The organism is Fructobacillus tropaeoli (assembly GCF_016860625.1).
Classification (GTDB): domain Bacteria; phylum Bacillota; class Bacilli; order Lactobacillales; family Lactobacillaceae; genus Fructobacillus; species Fructobacillus tropaeoli.
Map to the genome: position 1 here is coordinate 84,630 of NZ_BOJU01000005.1, position 17,514 is coordinate 102,143.

The following is a 17,514-nucleotide window of genomic DNA, read 5'->3' on the forward strand; positions in this document are numbered from 1 at the left end:
GAATCATAATGAACATAGATGGAAAGAATTCAAATGAAGCGCAATCCTTACCTTGAAGACCGTGATAAAAATGACGCCAGAGCAAACTTGCCATCCCGGCTAAAGTTACTTTTAGGCGTCGTCATTGCTTTAACAATGGCATTGATTATTCAATTGGCCTTTCTGACAATCAAACAGGGACCAGCCTTTGAAACAGAGGTTAGCAAGTCCGATGAAACCGTTGAATTAGGTAGCGCCCAGCGTGGCCTGATTTATGATAGTACCGGTAAAGTGATTACCGGTAATAAGCCCGAAGCGGCGGTAACTTATACTAGAGGAAAAACAACGACTTCGGCCCAGATTGCTAAAATTGCCAAGACGCTATCCAAGTATATTTCAATCGATACTAGTCGTTTAAGTGATCGGGCGAAGGCCGATTACTATCTCGTGACAAACTCAACGGAAGCAACAAAGATTCAAACGAAGTTGCAAAAGCAATATGGGAAGACTGCCGATGGTTGGTCGTCTACTCAATTGAGTACTTACCAAGCGCAGTATGTGATGAATCATAATCTGGATAAGGATATCGATGCCAACCAGGCGATGATTTTCCAAAAGATGTCAGGGGCCTATGCGCTATCAACAACCTATATCCAAGAGTCAGGTGTTTCCGATAAGGCACAGGCTGAAATTGGGGAACGGTTGTCTGACATGCCTGGTATCAAGATCGGTGAGTCTTTCTCACGTGATTATCCTGAAGGGAATGATTTCGAACCAATGGTTGGTACGGTCACCAATGAATCAACTGGTTTGCCGGAAGATCGATTGCACACACTGTTGGCACAGGGTTATTCACAAAATGAACCGGTTGGTAGCTTTGCTCTTGAAAAGCAGTATGAATCACTATTGAAGGGATCACCATCACAAACGGTGATTTCGACGATGAATGGTGTCAAGAGTTCTGATATTAAGTATGAGGGACAGGCTGGTGACTCTTTGAAGTTGACCATCAACTCTGCCTTCCAAAAGAAAGTGCAACAAATTTTGGAAGATAATTTGCCTGGTGGTGATGTGCAAGGAGCTTATGCGACTGTTATTAATCCCTATACTGGTGCAATTTATGCCATGGGTGGGGTTAGTCGTGATAGTAAGACTGGAACGAAGACGGCCAATCCGTTAGGAAACATTAATGCTGCCATCGTCATGGGATCTGTTGTTAAGCCAGCTATCCTGGCCACTGGTTTCCAAAAGGGCGTGGTCACCCCAACGAACAATACGATGTATGATCAGGCGATTAAGATTCAAGGAACACCAAACATTACTTCATACTGGAACCAGGGTGGTAGTCCGGTGGCCGTTGATGCCCCAACGGCCTTGGAGCGGTCTTCGAACACTTATTTCGTTCAATTGGGAATGAAAATCGGTGGTCAAACTTATTATTCGGGTGAACAGTTGAAGCTTCGTTCCGATGCTTTCCAAACGTTGCGTAATGGTTTGGCACAGTTTGGCTTAGGAACGAAGACGGGAATCGATATTGATGGCGAAACAGCGGGTTATCGTGGACCGACAGACGGTGCCAATATTGGAAAATATTTGTACGAATCCTTCGGACAGTATGATTCTTATACAACCATGCAGTTGGCTCGCTACGTTTCAGTAATTGCTAACGGTGGTTACCTAGTTCAGCCGCACTTGGTTGGTTCGGTTTTGCAGAGTGATGTTTCTGGTAAGAACCAAAAGACCGTTTGGACGGCACAACCACAACTTCAAGGTCAAGTTTCTTTGACCACGGACCAATGGAATGTCATTAAGAATGGAATGTACCGAGTGGCCAACGGTTCGGATCCACATAACACGGGATCTAGTTTGCATGGCTTGTCGCCACAGGTTTATGCCAAGACTGGTACTGCCGAAACAACAACCAATGGTCATTCGACTTATACTGAGTCAATGGTGGCTTATGTACCAGGTCAACCATTTGCCATGTCTTTGGCTATTCCAGGATTGAACTCCTATTTGGATGGAACAAATGGTCGTATCTCAAAGGAAATTATTAATGCCTTTTGGGATACTGTGATGAATAAGCCAAGTTAAAATCAGTTAAAAAGACAATAAGCATCAAAAAAACCAGTACTGAAATTTTTCAGTACTGGTTTTTTGTGTTGCAATTGTTAATTAGTCGTTCGCGTTTGGTTTGATGCCATACAAATCAATTCGATACTCGGTAATTTGCAAACCGGTTGCAGCCTGGGCAGCCTTAATCAGGGGCGCAGGGTCAAAGTTAGCTGCATCGATAATCTCGTTGGTCTGCGTATTAATGACGTGATAATGGGGATGAGAGGCGGCATCGTAGTGACGCTTACCATCTGAAATTCCCTCAATCACGACGACTAATTTAGCATTAACAAATTTTTCCAAAGTATTATAAACAGTTGCTAGAGAAATATCTGGCAAATCATTATGAATCATTTCCGCCGTAGGGTGGGTGTCATGACTCATCATGTACTCTAGCAAGGTCAACCGTTGATTAGTTGCCTTAAGTTTGTGTTCCTGTAAAACGGATTTCAGCTGATCAAGCATATTTTCCCCTCCTAATGTATCGAATACATTACGATTATAACATGTGATTAGAACAATTCAAAGACTTCTTGACAAATATTTTAGAATTTGTGGCTTTACACTGGGATTATTCTTAATTAATTATCTAAATAAGAATAGAGTGGACATTAATGACTTAGAAAAGATAGTTATCAGAACTACACATTTGCTTGACAAACGTAAAGGAAGCTGATAAACTATATTAGAACTATTCTTAATTGAGGAGGGTTATTGAGAATGAAAAAAAAGTCATTAATGGCCCAAAACAACTTGGTTCGTGCGGGCGTCATGGGCGGCAATGATGGGATTCTATCGGTTGCCGGTATTATTATTGGAGTGGCCGGTGCGGGCCAAAGCCTGACGGCAGTGATGTTGTCAGGCTTTGCAGGAACACTAGCCGGCATGGTCTCGATGGCTATGGGTGAGTATGTCTCGGTTGAATCATCAAGAGATGCTCAAGACCGCGCTCGAAAAGAAGAATCGAAGGTTTTAGAACAAGATTACGACAAAGAATTTAATTTTGTCAAAGACAAGTATCAAGCTGATGGTATTTCAGCTCAGATGGCTTTGCAGGCGACAAAAGAAATGATGGCAAAGGATCCTTTAGAGACAATGGTGCGCGAACGCTTTGGCTTTTCGTTAAATTCCAAGGTTTCTGCTGGTGGTGCCGCTATCGTCTCTTTTTTCGCCTTCCCAACCGGAGCAGCCTTTCCAATGACATTGATGGGCTTAGCAAAACCAGAGTGGCGCATTGCAGCGACTTTTTTAGCAGTCTTAGTGGCATTATTAATTACAGGTTATTTAGCTGCTGTGATTAATGGCGCTAACCGCATTCGAGGTGCTTTAAGGAACCTTGTTGCCGGAATTTTAACAATGGCTGTGACGCTGGCAATCGGTTCACTCTTTCGTTAATGGGGGAGAAAAAAGATGAAAAATGTTTTAAGTACAGTTAGTGACCGCCGTGAGGAAAAAAAGAGCGGTCAAACAATGGAAGAACGGCTAAATGCAATTCGAGCAGGAATCCTAGGTTCAAATGATGGTATCTTAACCGTTGTTGGGGTTGTTTTCTCAGTTGCGGCAGCGACAACGAATCGGCTTGTGATTGTCATTGCGGCGTTGTCAGACTTGTTGGCCTGTGCCTTATCAATGGGATCGGGTGAATTTGCAGCGGTTTCTTCACAGTCGGATAGTGAACGGGTGGCAGTCGATCGCGAGCGAGTGGCATTAAAGGAAAACTTTGATGAACAGCTGGCAACAGTTCAAGCCTATTATGAAGACAGGGGTGTGACCGCTGAAACAGCCAAGGCCATCGCGGTTGAGTTGTTAGCACAAAAGCCATTGGAAACGATTTTGTCCGTCAAATATGATATGACCCTTGGTCATTACGTTTCACCAATTGAGGCCTCATTTGCTTCAACGTTTTCGGCAGCGCTTGGTGGTGCTCTGCCACTTTTGGCACTTCTTTTATCACCGATGAAATACCAATATATTGCAGCGATTTTGGCAACGGTGGTGGCTGTTTCTTTGACTGGTCTCATTTCAGCTTTCTTATCAAAGGGAATGGTGAAACGAGCGGTTATCAGAAATATTTGGATTGGGCTCTTAACGATTGTGATTCACTTTAGCATTGGTAAGCTGTTTTAAGACAAAAAGGTTGAAAAATGGTCTAACTGAAATTTTTTAAAAAAGTCTTGGCTTAATGCTGAAAAAATTTTATAATGTATGTGAAGTTTTGTTATTGCAAATCGAAGTTATTTTAACGGAGGATGAAAATGAAAGTTGTTGTTGTTGGTGCCTCTCATGGTGGTCACGAAGCCGCACATGAAGCTTTAACTCGATACCCAGATGCACAAGTTACTGTTTATGAAGCAGGCGACTTTGTGTCCTTTATGTCTTGTGGAATGGAATTATTCTTAGAAGACAAGGTGACGGACCGCGATGATGTTCGTAACTTTAAGCCAGCCGACTTGGAAAAGTTTGGTGGTAAGGTTTTGACGCAACACGAAGTGACTGGCATTGATACGGATGCCAAGAAGGTGACCGTCAAGAACTGGGCGACCGGTGAAGTTTTGGAGGATTCATACGATAAGTTGATTTTGTCTTCTGGTGTTACGCCAGCGACAATTCCAGTTCCCGGTGCTGATTTGGATAACGTTTATCTGATGCGCGGTCGTGATTGGGCAACCAAGATTTATGACAAGTTGCATGACGATGCCGTTTCTTCCGTTGTCGTCGTTGGAACTGGCTACATTGGAATCGAAGCTGCTGAAGTCTTTGCGAAGGCAGGCAAGAAGGTGACGGTCATTGACTTGATTGACCGTCCATTGGGAAACTACCTTGACGCTGAATTGGCTGAAAAGGTTCGAGTAGAATTGGAAAAGAACGGAGTGAACTTACACCTCGGTCATACGGTTGCTGCCTTTGAAGGTGATGGTAAATTAGCCAAGGTCAAGGACGATGCCGGTCAAGTATTTGATGCTGATTTGGCCATTGTTGCGGCTGGTGTTAAGCCAAATACGAAGTACTTGCAGGGAACAATCGACTTAGACCAACGTGGTTGGATTAAGACGGACCCATACTTGCGAACTTCTGCCAAGGATGTTTACGCAATTGGGGATGCCATCTTGCCACTCTTTGCGCCAGCTGGTCAGCCAGCGCCAATTGCTTTGGCTTCAACTGCCCGTCGTGAAGCACGCTACGTGATTGAAACGATGACGATGGACAAGCCTGCTCGTTCATTTGCTGGTGTCAATGGTTCATCTGCTTTGCCAGTCTTCGATTACAACCTTGCCACAACTGGTGTGAACGCCAACAATGCTGCTAAGATGAACTTAGAAATTGCTTCTTCTCTGTATGAAGCAACAATCCGACCTGAATTCGTCAAGGAAGGAAACCCGGAAATCAGTGTGAAGTTGATTTTCAACCCCAAGACGCATGCAATTTTGGGTGGCCAGGTCTTGTCAAAGGGTGACGTCACTGCCCATGCCAATACGATTGCCTTGGCAATTAAGGGCAAGATGACCTTGGAAGATTTGGCCGAAGCTGATTTCTTCTTCCAACCTGGTTATGACCGTCAATGGTCTGTCTTGAACTTGGCAGCCCAGACTGCCTTGGGTCAAATTCCATCCGTTTAATTTTTAAAATTATTTTTTTTAACTTAAAAAGACCTCAAACTGTGAGGTCTTTTTGCTTGTAATTATGGCATAATAGGATTTATGAAAAAACGTTTAAAAAAAATCTGGGCTTATCTAGACCGCCGTTTCCGGGTCGATGCCCTGGTGACCTATTTTGCCCGTGCACAGCTAACGTTAGTTGGACCAACCTTTGCCTACTATGTGGTTCTGACACTAATTCCGCTGTTGATTATGTTTGTGTTGACAATTGCGGCGTTAAATTTAAAAACGGAACACGTGGTGACCGTTTTGGCACAGATGTTGCCTTCTTCGATTGCTAATTTTTTAACACCAATTGTCAATTCGGTTGCCCATACCAATACAAAATCATATCTTTCTTTTTCACTGATTTTTATTGTCTGGTCGCTATCACAGGTTTTGGCCGTTCTGCGCAGTACTTTTAATAAAATTGCCGATAAGGAAGAAGTTGGTTTGCCGATTCTTTCAAGATTATGGGCTTTTCTATGGCTAATAGTCATGCTGGTAACTGTTGCAGCCATCATTTTGATTGGAAATATTACGGCGTTGCTGATTAATCATTGGACTGGGATTGTGATTGCCTCACCAACTCGCTGGCTGGTCATTATCGGCTTGTGGATTTTTCTGATTTGGGTTAACTACCGCTTACCGGTGAAGGCTGCCCGGCCATCATTCTTAGCAGCAATAGTGGGAACTTTGATTGACCTATCATTATTAATGCTTTTAAATCGGGTGTTTGTTTGGTTTGCTAATATCCAGTTCCATCGATCCGGTGTTTATCAGTCTTTGGCGTCGATTGCTGTTTTCTTGATTTGGTTGGATCTTTTGGCAACGATTTTAGTCGTGGGCTTTGTCTTGATGACCTGGCTAACGGAATTCCCGTTCTTTAGCAAGGACGATAAGGAGAAGGAGGAAGAAAATGTTTAATCAACAGGATTTTCTTGTTTTTGATGATCCGACTTTGGATGGACGGATGGACAAAATTCGAGCAATCATTGATCCGAAGTTTGAGGCCTTTGCTGATTTGGCATTGCCGATTTTAAAAGAAGATGGTCAAGATTGGTATGCACACGTCGCCAAGCATAAGATGCGTAAGACTAATGCGCCAGATAATACTTGGGTGGCCTTTGCGCCGAATAAGCGAGGCTATAAGATGATGCCCCACTTCGAGTTGGGCTTGTGGGCGGATAACTTGTATTTTTACTTGGCTGTTGAGGAAAATATGAAACCCAAGGATTTGGCTGAGATTATGCCAAAGCTGCAGGCGGTGGCTGACCAGGTGGCTCAGTTGCCAAGCGAATATTGCCTGTCATTAAATCATATGGTCAATGAAAATCAGGAGTTGGCCAGTTATGCTAATGCGGTGGAGCGGTATGAAAAGGTTAAAGCCGCTGAAGTTTTGGTTGGCTTGAAGGTACCGGCTGAATCGTCCTTAATGGGCCATGAGAAGCTAACAGAGACGTTAATTCAAGCTTTGCAAACACTTCTACCAATTTATGAAAAGTTGCGCTAAGGGCTAACTAGGGCTGTTAAAAGATTAAAAAAACCAGGTACTTTGTTTTGTAGCAAAGTACCTGGTTTTTTATGTGAAATACTTAGTCCGAAGTAGCAGTCAGGTCCATCAATTGGAGGGTCTGTGCTTGGTTGATTTCATGGTAGAGTTGGTCACCCAGAGCAGGTGAAATGGCCTTTTTCTCTAATTCAGTGGTAACAAAACGGTACTCATGACCGAATGCCTGAATGTAGGCTTCGGCAGGAACCGTTACGTCAACGTGCTGGTAATCGTGGGATACTAAATCAAAGAAGCGATCTAAGATTCTTCTGACCTGGTCAATATTGGCAGTTTCTTGGCCAGCAATCATCTGCTTTGCCAAGTGCTTGGCTAGCAGTTGGTTGGCGTAACTTTGAGTGTCAGCGTTTAAGGCCCAAACAGCGTGGCGGTTATCGCGGAAGTTGGCGATAATTTGCTGCTGTTCTGGGTGCGTTTTGAGGTACTCTTGCTGGTAACGAGCACGTTGCTTATGGGTAAAGGTACGAGTCTTGGTGTGAAACTTGATTTCGCTTTGCAATCGCCGCAGTTTACGGAGCAGGTTCATTACTGGATGACGCTTGGTAGCCGGATTAATCAGGCCACGCTGGATAATCTTAGAATAGATGGCAATCGTGTTTTCATCGAAGTTTTGTTGGATATGGTCGGAATCCATATACTCGTTCAATTCATCGAAGACTTCATTAACCAATGGCAAGACGGCTGTTGTAAAATCAGCCTGAGCCAGCCGGCGACCATTGGTAAACTTTTGCGTTTGCAAGGTTTGGCTGAGAGCTTTTTTAACGGCATGCTTTGCTGATGACTGTTCGACGGCAATAATGGCCGTATCAATCATTTGCTTACGGACGCGATCAAGGTCTTCTGGACTAAAGTCCGCCGTTTCTTTCTTCAACAAGAGCGGTAGGGCCACGCTGGCAACGGCAAGAGAAATCAGGATCACGAGGGTGGCGACGATTTGAATTTCATCTAAGAAGGGCAAGGGACGACCATTAATCTTGGCTGGCAATGACATTGCCAAGGCTAAGGTGACGGCTCCGTGGACGCCTGAAAGTCCGAAGAGACGGGCGCGAACTCGGCGGTTCTTTGTACGTTTTTTACCGAAGAATTCAGTGAGGTTTTGATCGCTTTGGAGCGTCACCCAAAGAAAGCGGCCTAAAAACATGGCTAGGTAGATGGCGGCAGCCAGTGCAATTAAAATCAATGAGCCAATCCAGCCAAAGTGGGTCATCGTTTTAAAAATCGCTGGCAGTGCTAGACCTAAAATGACAAAGACAATCCCGTTCAAAACGGTGGTGGTGGTTTGCCAAATGGTAGCGGTCACGATTTGACTTTCGGTGGCAATTAACTGCAATTTAGAGTGTTCCCAGTTATGCACTAAGCCCGCTGCAACCACGGCCAAAATACCGGATGTGCCAAGGTGTTCGGCGACAATATAGATCACAAAGGGGGTTAAGAGGTTTAGGGGGATAGTTGTTGCTTTAGCAGAGGTTGCGTGGAAGTTTAAATACATCCGTAATGCCACGACTAAAAGAGAAAGTAATGCACCAACAACGAGTCCACCTAAGGATACGAATAAGAAATAAAAAATGCCGGAAACGGGTGACAGGGATCCCTTTTCGAAAAATGAAAGGGCCAAGTCTAGTAAAACAATTCCGGTTGCATCATTAAAAAGGGACTCTAGTTCCAGTGACTGATTTAACCCCTTGGGCATGGTTAGACCATTGGTCATCGACTTCACAGCCACGGCATCCGTTGGGACCACGATGGCTGCCAGGGCGATTGTTAAGGCCAGCGGCCACTTGGTAGGGAAGTTGGCGTTGACTAAGGCAACTAAGACCATGGTAAAAAGCGCCAATACGACTGACAGCTGGATAATGGTTTTGGCGTGTTTACGAATAGTATTGTAGGGGTGGCTTTGTCCCTCTTGAAACATGATGGGCGCAATAATCAAGAATAAAAAGAACTCGGAGTTGATTTGAAAGCCGTGAAAGATTGGTAGGATGGAAAAAAGGGCACCAATGACAATTAAAATCAGTGCTTCTGGAATACGCTTGACAAAGGGCTGAACAATGTTAGCCGCAACAACGGCACCCACGAGCAAGGCGATAATCAATAAAATCGACATGTACTTCTCTTTCTCATAAATGGATTGACCATAGAAAGGTCTTCTTCCTAATAATTATAGGGCTTTCCAGATTATGAGGCAAGCGTTCGCCTTTTCACATCAGCTTACTATCTTTTATCTCATTTTTTAGTTATAATAGCATTATTGTTAATTCTATATTAATAAATTTTTAATAAAAGGTAGGTGCCTCATGGCTGCAATTCCACGTCTTTATGAAACATTCCAACCCGATCATTACGATTTGTTTTTGGATATCTCACGCGAAAATAAGTTGATTGTTGGAAAAACGACGATTACGGGTCACGTGACGACGACTGATTTAGCATTACACCAACACGACTTAGTGGTGGAAACATTGAAGGTTAACGGCCAAGCGGTCGACTTTACAATGGACAATGACCAAGATCAAGTGACTTTTAAGGCTGATCAGGCTGGTGAAATTGAAGTCGAGGTCACTTACCACGCACCATTGACGGACAACATGAATGGGATTTACCCATCTTATTACAACGTCGATGGTCAAGCTAAGCAATTGGTTTCCACGCAATTTGAAACTTACTTTGCCCGTCAAGCTTTCCCAAGCATCGATGAACCAGAGGCAAAGGCAACGTTCTCTTTGGCCATTAAGTTTGATGAAAAGCCAGAGGAATCAGTCATCTCAAACATGCCAGAGCAAAAGGTCGAAGAGGGTGTGCATTACTTTGACAAGACGGTCAAGATGTCCACTTACCTCTTAGGCTTTGCCTTGGGTGACTTGCAAAGCAAGAAGACTAAGACGAACTCTGGGGTTGAAATTGGGGTTTTTGCTACAAAGGCGCACCCTGCCGATAACTTGGACTTCTCACTTGATATCGCCAAGCGGTCAATCGAATTCTTCGAAGACTTCTATCAAACACCATATCCATTGCCACATTCTTGGCAAGTGGCTTTGCCTGATTTTTCAGCCGGCGCCATGGAAAATTGGGGTGTTGTGACTTATCGTGAAGCTTGCCTGCTTGTTGATCCAAAGAACTCTTCAACGGCAACCAAGCAATACGTGGCTACCATCGTGGCCCACGAATTGGCTCACCAATGGTTTGGTGATTTAGTAACCATGAAGTGGTGGGACGAATTGTGGTTGAACGAATCCTTTGCCAACATGATGGAATACGTGGCTACGGACTTCTTGGAGCCCGACTGGCATATCTGGGAATCCTTCAACGCCGTCGAAGTTCAAAAGGCTTTGCAGCGTGATGCCATCTTAGGCGTTCAACCAGTTCACGTTGAAGTTAAGCACCCAGAAGAAATTGATGCGCTCTTTGATCCTGCCATTGTCTATGCCAAGGGTGGCCACTTGTTGGTCATGGTTCGTGCCTTGATTGGCGACGATGCCTTGCGCAATGGTTTGAAGGAATACTTTGCCAAGAAGAAGTACAGCAATGCAACCGGGGATGATCTTTGGTCTGCTTTGGGTGAAGCTTCAGGCAAGAATATTGGCGAAATCATGCATTCTTGGTTGGAACAACCTGGTTACCCAGTTGTTTCTGTCAAGGTGGAAGACGGCCGCGTTAAGGTTAGCCAAAAGCCATTCTCAATTGGTGGTGACAAATCAGCTGTGCCAAATGCCGACAGCCGGATTTGGCAAGTGCCATTGGCCGCTTCTGCTGCCTCAGCTCCTGATTTGTTGACGACTGAAAGCATGGACTTGGGTGACTACGAAACATTGAAGCGTGAAAGCAATGGCGCCTTTACCTTGAATGTTGGCAATACTGGTCACTACATCGTGCAATACGACGACACACTTTTGGCCGAACAGGTGGCCAACTTGGAAAAGGCAAACGCCATTTCACAAGCTCAATTCTTGCAAAATAACTTGCTGTTGGCCCAAGCTGGTCAAGGATCCTTTGCTGACTTGCTTTGGGTCTTGCCAAAGTTGGCAGACTCAACGTCTGAATTAGTTCAGTCATTGATCTATCAAGTCATTGGCCAAGTCAAGGCCTTTGCAACAGATGGTTCTGATTTGGAAAAGAACTTGAAGACCTTTGTTGGTGACCTTTCAAAGCAGCAGTTGGCCCGTCTCGGTTTCGACAAGCGTGCTGGCGAAAGTGTTGACGACGAAATGGTGCGAGCTGAAGTGTTGTCAGCAGCCCTCTTTGCTAAGAATGCCGACTTGGTTGCCCACGACCATGAAGTCTTTGAACAGGCTGGTGGGGATGTGACGAAGTTGCCTGCCAACGGTCGAGCAGTTGTGTTGAAGAACGAAATCCAAAACTTTAATACCCAAGAAAAGTTCAACCAGTTCTTGACGGACTACCAAAAGACGGCAGAAGCTGCTTTAAAGTCTGATTTGGAAGCTGCTTTGGTAACAAGCCAGGATGAAAATCAGTTGGAGACGCTAGTTGCCAACTACCAGAACGCCGATGTGATTAAGCCACAAGACCTTCGTGGTTGGTTCCAAGGTGTCTTGGGTAATGACAAGGGTCAAGCTTTGGCCTGGGACTGGGCAAAGAAAAACTGGGACTGGTTGGAAGACCGTCTTGGTGGTGACATGTCCTTCTCATCTTACGTGACGGTGATTTCACGCATCTTCAAGACGGCGGAAAACTTGGCCGAATTTAAGGCCTTCTTCACGCCTAAGTTGGACCAGCCAGGTTTGGCTCGCGAAATCGTGATTGACCAAGCGGTGATTGAAAACCGGGTGAAGACGATTGCTGACCAAACGGCTGACGTTGACCGTGCTTTGGCTTTGTTGGCACAAAAGTAAGCCTTTAAGTACAAGTAAAATTTGAATGAAATACAAAACCGCTTTGACTGCTAGTAGTCAAAGCGGTTTTTATCTGTTGGAACAGCGATGATGAGCACTGATTTTTAGTGTTCGCCCGGAATAAACGTATCGTTTTTAATTAGTGACCGGAAATTTTGGTGCACCTGGGAGAAGAGGTCGTCTGGACCGTTGTTCAGCATTTCCTTTGGGAAGAAGAAGCGTTGGTCCAAGGAAGCCCGGCCCTTAATGGAGGCGACGAGCGCCGATAGCTGCGATAACTCACGGTGGCTACCGTCACTCAAGACGAGCTCAATTTGGGTCCGTGGCTTCTTCTCGCTTGGCTTATAATCGTCGTAGGGGAGGTCGTAGGCGTCGTTTTGGGCCGTGTAATATTCTGGGTCAAAGCCAGCATCCTTGACGATTTGCTCGAGCTCAGCCAGATAGGGCGCCGATTGCTCGTTAATTTGGATAGACTTAAATGGGCGCCGGTTTAAGAACCGGGACGAGAGGTCCGCTAAGATTTGGTCAGGATAGTCCTGCCAACCGTTGATGGCCGTCATAAAGAGGTTGTCATCAAGGCGTAGGTACTCATCAATGGTCAAATCGTGGTCGGGTTGAAAGACGGGCGCCAGCAAGGGCCCAACCAAGTCACCGGTATTGTGTCCCTGTGAAAGGAGTTCCTTGACGCGACCCAAGAGGTGCTCCAAGATCACTTCCATCCCACGTGAAACCGGGTGGAAATAGACCTGAAGGTACATCTGATAGCGGGAAACAATGTAGTCTTCAACCGCATGCATACCAGCGATATCGTAGGCAATCCCGGTTTTGCAAGGTTTCATCGTTCGCATAATTCGATCGATATCGAATTCACCGTAAGTGGCGCCGGTATAAAAGGCATCGCGCAGAAGGTAATCCATCCGATCCACGTCTAATTGGCTGGAAATCAGTTGGACGACTTGATGGTTTTCATAAGTCTTGGCGATGACTGAGGCGACCTTGTTAGGAAAATCAGGACTGTAAGACTGCAAAACTCGGTTGATTTCGGTATCGCCAGTAATAATATCCTGGGTCATTTGTTCATGGTTGGTGTGGAAAAGGTGCTCGAAAGTGTGCGAAAAGGCACCATGGCCAACGTCATGTAATAGGGCAGCGACAACCGTCAACATCTGTTCCTCTGGGTCCCAAAGACCATCGCCAGGTGTTTTGGTGCGATAGTATTCGTTAAAGTAATCGGTAATACGCCGAGCTAACTCGTAGGCACCAACGGAATGGCCGAAGCGGTCATGAACGGCCCCGTGGAAAACAAAGGCGGTTACGCCAAGTTGTTCAACCCGACGGAGTCGTTGAAACTCGGGAGTATTAATCAGATCTAAGACTAATTGATCTTGGATATGAATGAATTTGTGAATTGGATCGCGGAGGACTTTTTCGTGCGCTAATTTTTCCGACATATTTGACCTTTCCCTTCGTGCTTTTTCTTATTATAATAGACTTTAGCTGTTTGTGAAAATATTAGGAGCAATTTTAACTAAATGAGCCAAAAAGAAGTACAAGTGAAAATCAGTCACCAGGTCTTTCAAGATGCCGGTGATGAACATTATGAGGTTGAAACGACCGGTTTATTGACCATCAAGGGTGATAGTGTTTATTTGGCCTACACCGAAAAAATTGATGATGAAGGTGAGACCAAGGTCATCTTTAAGCTCACCGAAAAGCAAATCAGCCTTAGTCGTCATAATGTGACGAAGACGCGAATGGTCTTTCAACTTGGATTGGTGGAACACCAACCCTACCAAACGGTAGCAGGCATGATGCTGCTTTCAACCAATACCAACCAGCTTGACTTTACCTTTGATGAAGGCAAGCAGGCGGGGGCGTTGGATTTGGCTTATGCCTTGTCAGCCAATGACCAGGTGGTTGGCCAATACCAGGTTGCCTTGCAATTTGGGCCAAAATCCAGTATACTCAACTAGTTAGAAGCGCGAAAGGACGAGAGCCATGTCAAATTTAGAAAACGGTCAACTCAAGGAAGAGATGTCCTTGGTGGAAATCGCTACGGCCATCTTAACAGAACAAAAGAAGGCCATGGCCTTTACTGATTTAGTAACGGCCATCCAAAACTTTTTGGAAATCGATGCGGATGCTTTCCAAAGTCGATTGTCACAATTTTATACGGACTTGAACACTGACGGTTCGTTTATTTCCTTGGGAAATAACGAATGGGCTCTGCGTTCATGGTATCCAGTCGATGCAATCGACGAATCAATTCACGAAATTGATGATGAAGAAGAAAAGCCAAAGAAGAAGAAGGCCTCAAAGAAGGTGAACGTCTTTGCCGATTCTGCATCAGCCGATGACGACGTGATTGACTATAACGATGATGATCCAGAAGACGATGACTTTGATGACCTTGAAGGTCACAATGCCGAGACTGGTGACGGCAATGATGCCGAAGATGACGACGATGCTGAAAAGGACGAAGCCATCGAAGATAACCTCACGGAATTAGCCGGCTCAGATGACCTAGATGACTTGTCTGATGGGGATGAAGAGCAATAAAAAAGTAAAAATATTTTTTAAAAAGTATTGCTTTTTTGCTCTTGCTTCGGTAATATATATAAATGTGCTAAGGCACAGGATTGCTTCCGTAACTCAGTTGGTTAGAGTAGGGGATTTTTAATCCCAAGGTCCTCGGTTCGAATCCGAGCGGGAGCACTGAGTTAATCAGGCGACCTTGGGAGATTCCAAAGATAAGCAGAACTTGAAAAAGTTCTGCTTTTTCTTTGTCCAAAAAAAGACAGTTAAAAAGGACTTCAGGTTCTACCGCAAGGTAAATCCTGAAGTCCTTTTTGTGTTCTTAATGATTAATAAAACCAAGTGTCATAAATCGTAATTGGTTCGTGTCTTTTTTGCTGGCTATTTAAGTAGAGTGATTCAATTTTTTCGGCGTCGCTAGTAGAAACCTGCTTGCCTTCCAAATAGTCGTCTATGGTCTTGTAAGAGACTCCTAGGGCCACTTCATCTGGCAGCTGTGGTCGATCATCTTCCAAATCAGCTGTTGGTGTCTTTTCATACAGGTGAGCGGGGGCTGACAAGGCTTCAAGCAACGCCCGTCCTTGGCGCTTGTTTAGTCGCCAGAGGGGGTTGATATCCGTGCCGCCGTCACCGTACTTGGTAAAGAACCCGGCGATGGCTTCGGCCGCATGGTCGGTACCAATCACCACTGCCTGGTGTTCTCTAGCCACCGCATACTGGGCAATCATGCGCATCTTGGGCTTAATCGAGCCTCGGCTTAAGTCATCAACGACCAAACCAGCCTCACGCAAAGAGCTAACCATGGCGTCGGTAGCTGATTTGATATTGGTTGTCACTGTTTGATCAGGGTTGATGAAGTCAAGCGCCGCTTGAGCATCGTCTTCATCTTGCTGTTGACCATAAGGCTGGCGGATGGCGATAAACTGATAGTCTTCTTGCGTTTCTTCTCTGAGCTCATTAATGGCCATCTGACCTAATTTACCGGCCAGTGTTGAATCCTGACCACCAGAAACGGCGATGACCAATCCCTGGTAGGCGCTATGGGTCAAGTACTGCTTTAAGAAGTCAACTGACCGCCGAATTTCGGCTTGGGGGTCAATAACGGGTTGCACGTGTAGTTCGGCGATAATTTTGGCTTGAAGGGCTCTCATGCTTTCATCTCCTTGATTTGTTGACGGATGGTTTGAATTAAGTCGTTTTTGGCATCGTAGAGGTCTTGTGCCAAATCAACGGGGTAGGTTTCTGGATTTAAGATGCGCTTGTATTCATCCCAGAGATTGTCTAGTGAGTTTTTGGCGTAGGCCTTAATTTCTTTGATGTCAGGCAGGTCGTAGACTAATTTTCCATCGACGAAAATGTCATGGAGAATTGGGGTTGCCTGAAAATCAGTAACTTCCTTGGAAAGAAGGGGGTGGTTCGGGTCAAACATGTGGAGAGTTTCCACTTGATTTGGATCCTGGCCAAAGAAGGTCAAATAGTCACCTTCTGATTTGCCATCCTTCTTATCGGTAATCCGCCAAATTTGCTTTTTGCCGGGCGTGGAAATTTTTTCGACGTTATTGGACAACTTAATGGTGTTTTGCCCATCGATGCTGACCATTTTGTAGACGGCGCCGAGGGCTGGCTGGTCGTAGGCGGTAATCAGCTTGGTACCAATGCCCCAAACGTCAATCTTAGCTCCCTGGCTTTTCAAATTCAAAATGGTATTTTCGTCCAGGTCATTGGAGGCGTAAATTTTTGCATTTGGGAAACCGGCTTCATCGAGCATTACCCGAACCTTCTTTGATAGGTAAGCCATATCGCCTGAATCAATCCGGACCCCTTGGAAGTTAATTTTGTCGCCGAACTCCTTGGCCACTTTGATGGCGTTGGGGACACCTGATTTTAAGGTGTCAAAGGTATCAACTAAGAAAACGACATCATGGTGGGTTTTGGCATAGGCCCGAAAACCTTCATAGTCGCTTTGGTAAGCCTGAATCAAGGCGTGGGCATGCGTTCCTGAGATTGGAATATGGAAAAGCTTGCCCGCTCGAACGTTTGAACTGGCATCAAAACCACCGATGTAGGCGGCTCGAGTTCCCCAAAGGGCGGCATCCAGTTCCTGGGCCCGTCTGGTTCCAAATTCAAGCAACGGCTGGCCATCGGTAACTGAAGCAATCCGAGCTGCCTTTGTTGAAATCAGTGTCTGGAAGTTGATGATGTTCAATAAGAGAGTCTCCAACAGTTGGGCATCAACCAAAGGACCATCGACTTGAATCAATGGTTCGTGGTTGAACATCACTTCGCCCTCTAAAGCGGACCGGATGGTCGCCGTTAACCGCCAGTTCTTCAAATAGAGCAGAAAGTCTTCTTCATAGAGGTCTAATGACCGTAAGTAGTCGATGTCGTCATCGCTAAAGTGAAGATTTGTTAGGGCCTTAACGAGTCGTTCCAGCCCTGTGAAAACAACGTAGCCGTTGTCAAAGGGCATCTTGCGGAAATAGGCTTCAAAGACCACTGGCTTTTGATCAATTTTGTCTTTCCAATAGGTATAAATCATATTGATTTGGTATGCATCAGTATGCAATACCAGTGAATCGTCTGTGTACATAGTTCCGTCCTTTTTTCTCCTATTATACGCAGAATTGGTTCATTGTTAAAAAGGTTTTGTGAAGAATTTCAATAACAAATAGTTATTTTTTTGTTGCTAATTTTTTCTGATTGTAAACAAATGGTAATTATCATTCTAAACTCCTTGTGCCCTAAGACTAAGAGCACTTAAAGGCGCTTTTTTCACAAACGAACATCTGTTCTAAAAAACAAAATCGTTGTAGTATTTGAGTTACCCCAAAAA

Annotated in this window: 14 protein-coding genes and 1 tRNA gene; 10 read left to right on the forward strand and 5 right to left on the reverse strand. The window is 45.0% G+C overall.

Annotated features, from left to right (window positions below; all coding sequences use genetic code 11):
- Positions 1-33 precede the first annotated feature (33 nt).
- Positions 34-2,073 (forward strand): peptidoglycan D,D-transpeptidase FtsI family protein, encoded by a 2,040-nt coding sequence (locus FT12353_RS07405; RefSeq protein WP_203619357.1) that lies wholly within the window; start codon positions 34-36, stop codon positions 2,071-2,073.
- 81 nt (positions 2,074-2,154) lie between these two features.
- Here the strand turns inward: FT12353_RS07405 and FT12353_RS07410 are convergent, their stop codons facing one another.
- Positions 2,155-2,559 (reverse strand): Fur family transcriptional regulator, encoded by a 405-nt coding sequence (locus FT12353_RS07410; RefSeq protein ID WP_047975351.1) that lies wholly within the window; start codon positions 2,557-2,559, stop codon positions 2,155-2,157.
- A 255-nt stretch (positions 2,560-2,814) separates the two neighbouring features.
- Here FT12353_RS07410 and FT12353_RS07415 point away from each other — a divergent pair, with 255 nt between their 5' ends.
- The 5 genes from FT12353_RS07415 (at position 2,815) to FT12353_RS07435 (ending at position 7,242) form a co-directional block, all read left to right on the forward strand.
- Complete coding sequence (locus FT12353_RS07415) at positions 2,815-3,489, forward strand: VIT1/CCC1 transporter family protein (protein WP_059393636.1); 675 nt, start codon at positions 2,815-2,817, stop codon at positions 3,487-3,489.
- Between the two features lie 15 nt (positions 3,490-3,504).
- Positions 3,505-4,221, forward strand: coding sequence for a VIT1/CCC1 transporter family protein (locus FT12353_RS07420; protein ID WP_239061197.1), 717 nt, complete (start codon positions 3,505-3,507; stop codon positions 4,219-4,221).
- A 122-nt stretch (positions 4,222-4,343) separates the two neighbouring features.
- A complete protein-coding gene (locus tag FT12353_RS07425) occupies positions 4,344-5,711 on the forward strand; it encodes an FAD-dependent oxidoreductase (protein WP_373299354.1) in 1,368 nt (455 codons plus the stop codon).
- Positions 5,712-5,792: 81 nt separating this feature from the next.
- The gene (locus tag FT12353_RS07430) at positions 5,793-6,656 is read left to right on the forward strand and encodes a YihY/virulence factor BrkB family protein (RefSeq protein WP_203619288.1); all 864 of its coding nucleotides are present in this window, start codon (positions 5,793-5,795) and stop codon (positions 6,654-6,656) included.
- Positions 6,649-7,242 carry a DUF1054 family protein gene (locus tag FT12353_RS07435; RefSeq protein ID WP_203619289.1) on the forward strand — a complete coding sequence of 198 codons (594 nt, stop codon included), beginning with the start codon at positions 6,649-6,651 and terminating at the stop codon, positions 7,240-7,242. The genes FT12353_RS07430 and FT12353_RS07435 overlap by 8 nt, the downstream gene beginning before the upstream one ends.
- Before the next feature lie 82 nt (positions 7,243-7,324).
- Here the strand turns inward: FT12353_RS07435 and FT12353_RS07440 are convergent, their stop codons facing one another.
- Positions 7,325-9,403, reverse strand: coding sequence for a cation:proton antiporter (locus FT12353_RS07440; protein ID WP_203619290.1), 2,079 nt, complete (start codon positions 9,401-9,403; stop codon positions 7,325-7,327).
- A gap of 190 nt (positions 9,404-9,593) precedes the next feature.
- Between FT12353_RS07440 and FT12353_RS07445 the strand changes: the two genes are divergently transcribed.
- Positions 9,594-12,146, forward strand: a complete 2,553-nt coding sequence (locus FT12353_RS07445) for a M1 family metallopeptidase (RefSeq protein WP_203619291.1) — start codon at positions 9,594-9,596, stop codon at positions 12,144-12,146.
- A 104-nt stretch (positions 12,147-12,250) separates the two neighbouring features.
- Here FT12353_RS07445 and FT12353_RS07450 read toward each other — a convergent pair whose 3' ends face one another.
- The gene (locus tag FT12353_RS07450) at positions 12,251-13,597 is read right to left on the reverse strand and encodes an HD domain-containing protein (protein ID WP_203619292.1); all 1,347 of its coding nucleotides are present in this window, start codon (positions 13,595-13,597) and stop codon (positions 12,251-12,253) included.
- 81 nt (positions 13,598-13,678) lie between these two features.
- Here FT12353_RS07450 and FT12353_RS07455 point away from each other — a divergent pair, with 81 nt between their 5' ends.
- From FT12353_RS07455 to FT12353_RS07465, 3 genes are all read left to right on the forward strand, one after another.
- Complete coding sequence (locus FT12353_RS07455) at positions 13,679-14,119, forward strand: YwiB family protein (protein WP_203619293.1); 441 nt, start codon at positions 13,679-13,681, stop codon at positions 14,117-14,119.
- A 25-nt stretch (positions 14,120-14,144) separates the two neighbouring features.
- Positions 14,145-14,705, forward strand: coding sequence for a DNA-directed RNA polymerase subunit delta (gene rpoE, locus FT12353_RS07460; RefSeq protein ID WP_059393627.1), 561 nt, complete (start codon positions 14,145-14,147; stop codon positions 14,703-14,705).
- Positions 14,706-14,787: 82 nt separating this feature from the next.
- A tRNA-Lys gene (locus tag FT12353_RS07465) sits at positions 14,788-14,861 on the forward strand.
- A 149-nt stretch (positions 14,862-15,010) separates the two neighbouring features.
- On the opposite strand, the gene nadE is transcribed toward FT12353_RS07465, so the two are convergent.
- Both nadE and FT12353_RS07475 read right to left on the reverse strand, forming a co-directional pair.
- Positions 15,011-15,832 (reverse strand): NAD(+) synthase, encoded by an 822-nt coding sequence (nadE, locus tag FT12353_RS07470; RefSeq protein ID WP_203619294.1) that lies wholly within the window; start codon positions 15,830-15,832, stop codon positions 15,011-15,013.
- Positions 15,829-17,271, reverse strand: a complete 1,443-nt coding sequence (locus FT12353_RS07475; protein ID WP_203619295.1) for a nicotinate phosphoribosyltransferase — start codon at positions 17,269-17,271, stop codon at positions 15,829-15,831. The genes nadE and FT12353_RS07475 overlap by 4 nt, the downstream gene beginning before the upstream one ends.
- Positions 17,272-17,514: the final 243 nt, after the last annotated feature.

Bases quoted from the DNA above. Each gene is read 5' to 3' on its own strand.
- FT12353_RS07405 (WP_203619357.1), top strand. From the start codon at position 34: ATGAAGCGCAATCCTTACCTTGAAGACCGTGATAAAAATGACGCCAGA.
- FT12353_RS07410 (WP_047975351.1), bottom strand. From the start codon at position 2,559: ATGCTTGATCAGCTGAAATCCGTTTTACAGGAACACAAACTTAAGGCA.
- FT12353_RS07415 (WP_059393636.1), top strand. From the start codon at position 2,815: ATGAAAAAAAAGTCATTAATGGCCCAAAACAACTTGGTTCGTGCGGGC.
- FT12353_RS07420 (WP_239061197.1), top strand. From the start codon at position 3,505: ATGAAAAATGTTTTAAGTACAGTTAGTGACCGCCGTGAGGAAAAAAAG.
- FT12353_RS07425 (WP_373299354.1), top strand. From the start codon at position 4,344: ATGAAAATGAAAGTTGTTGTTGTTGGTGCCTCTCATGGTGGTCACGAA.
- FT12353_RS07430 (WP_203619288.1), top strand. From the start codon at position 5,793: ATGAAAAAACGTTTAAAAAAAATCTGGGCTTATCTAGACCGCCGTTTC.
- FT12353_RS07435 (WP_203619289.1), top strand. From the start codon at position 6,649: ATGTTTAATCAACAGGATTTTCTTGTTTTTGATGATCCGACTTTGGAT.
- FT12353_RS07440 (WP_203619290.1), bottom strand. From the start codon at position 9,403: ATGTCGATTTTATTGATTATCGCCTTGCTCGTGGGTGCCGTTGTTGCG.
- FT12353_RS07445 (WP_203619291.1), top strand. From the start codon at position 9,594: ATGGCTGCAATTCCACGTCTTTATGAAACATTCCAACCCGATCATTAC.
- FT12353_RS07450 (WP_203619292.1), bottom strand. From the start codon at position 13,597: ATGTCGGAAAAATTAGCGCACGAAAAAGTCCTCCGCGATCCAATTCAC.
- FT12353_RS07455 (WP_203619293.1), top strand. From the start codon at position 13,679: ATGAGCCAAAAAGAAGTACAAGTGAAAATCAGTCACCAGGTCTTTCAA.
- rpoE (WP_059393627.1), top strand. From the start codon at position 14,145: ATGTCAAATTTAGAAAACGGTCAACTCAAGGAAGAGATGTCCTTGGTG.
- nadE (WP_203619294.1), bottom strand. From the start codon at position 15,832: ATGAGAGCCCTTCAAGCCAAAATTATCGCCGAACTACACGTGCAACCC.
- FT12353_RS07475 (WP_203619295.1), bottom strand. From the start codon at position 17,271: ATGTACACAGACGATTCACTGGTATTGCATACTGATGCATACCAAATC.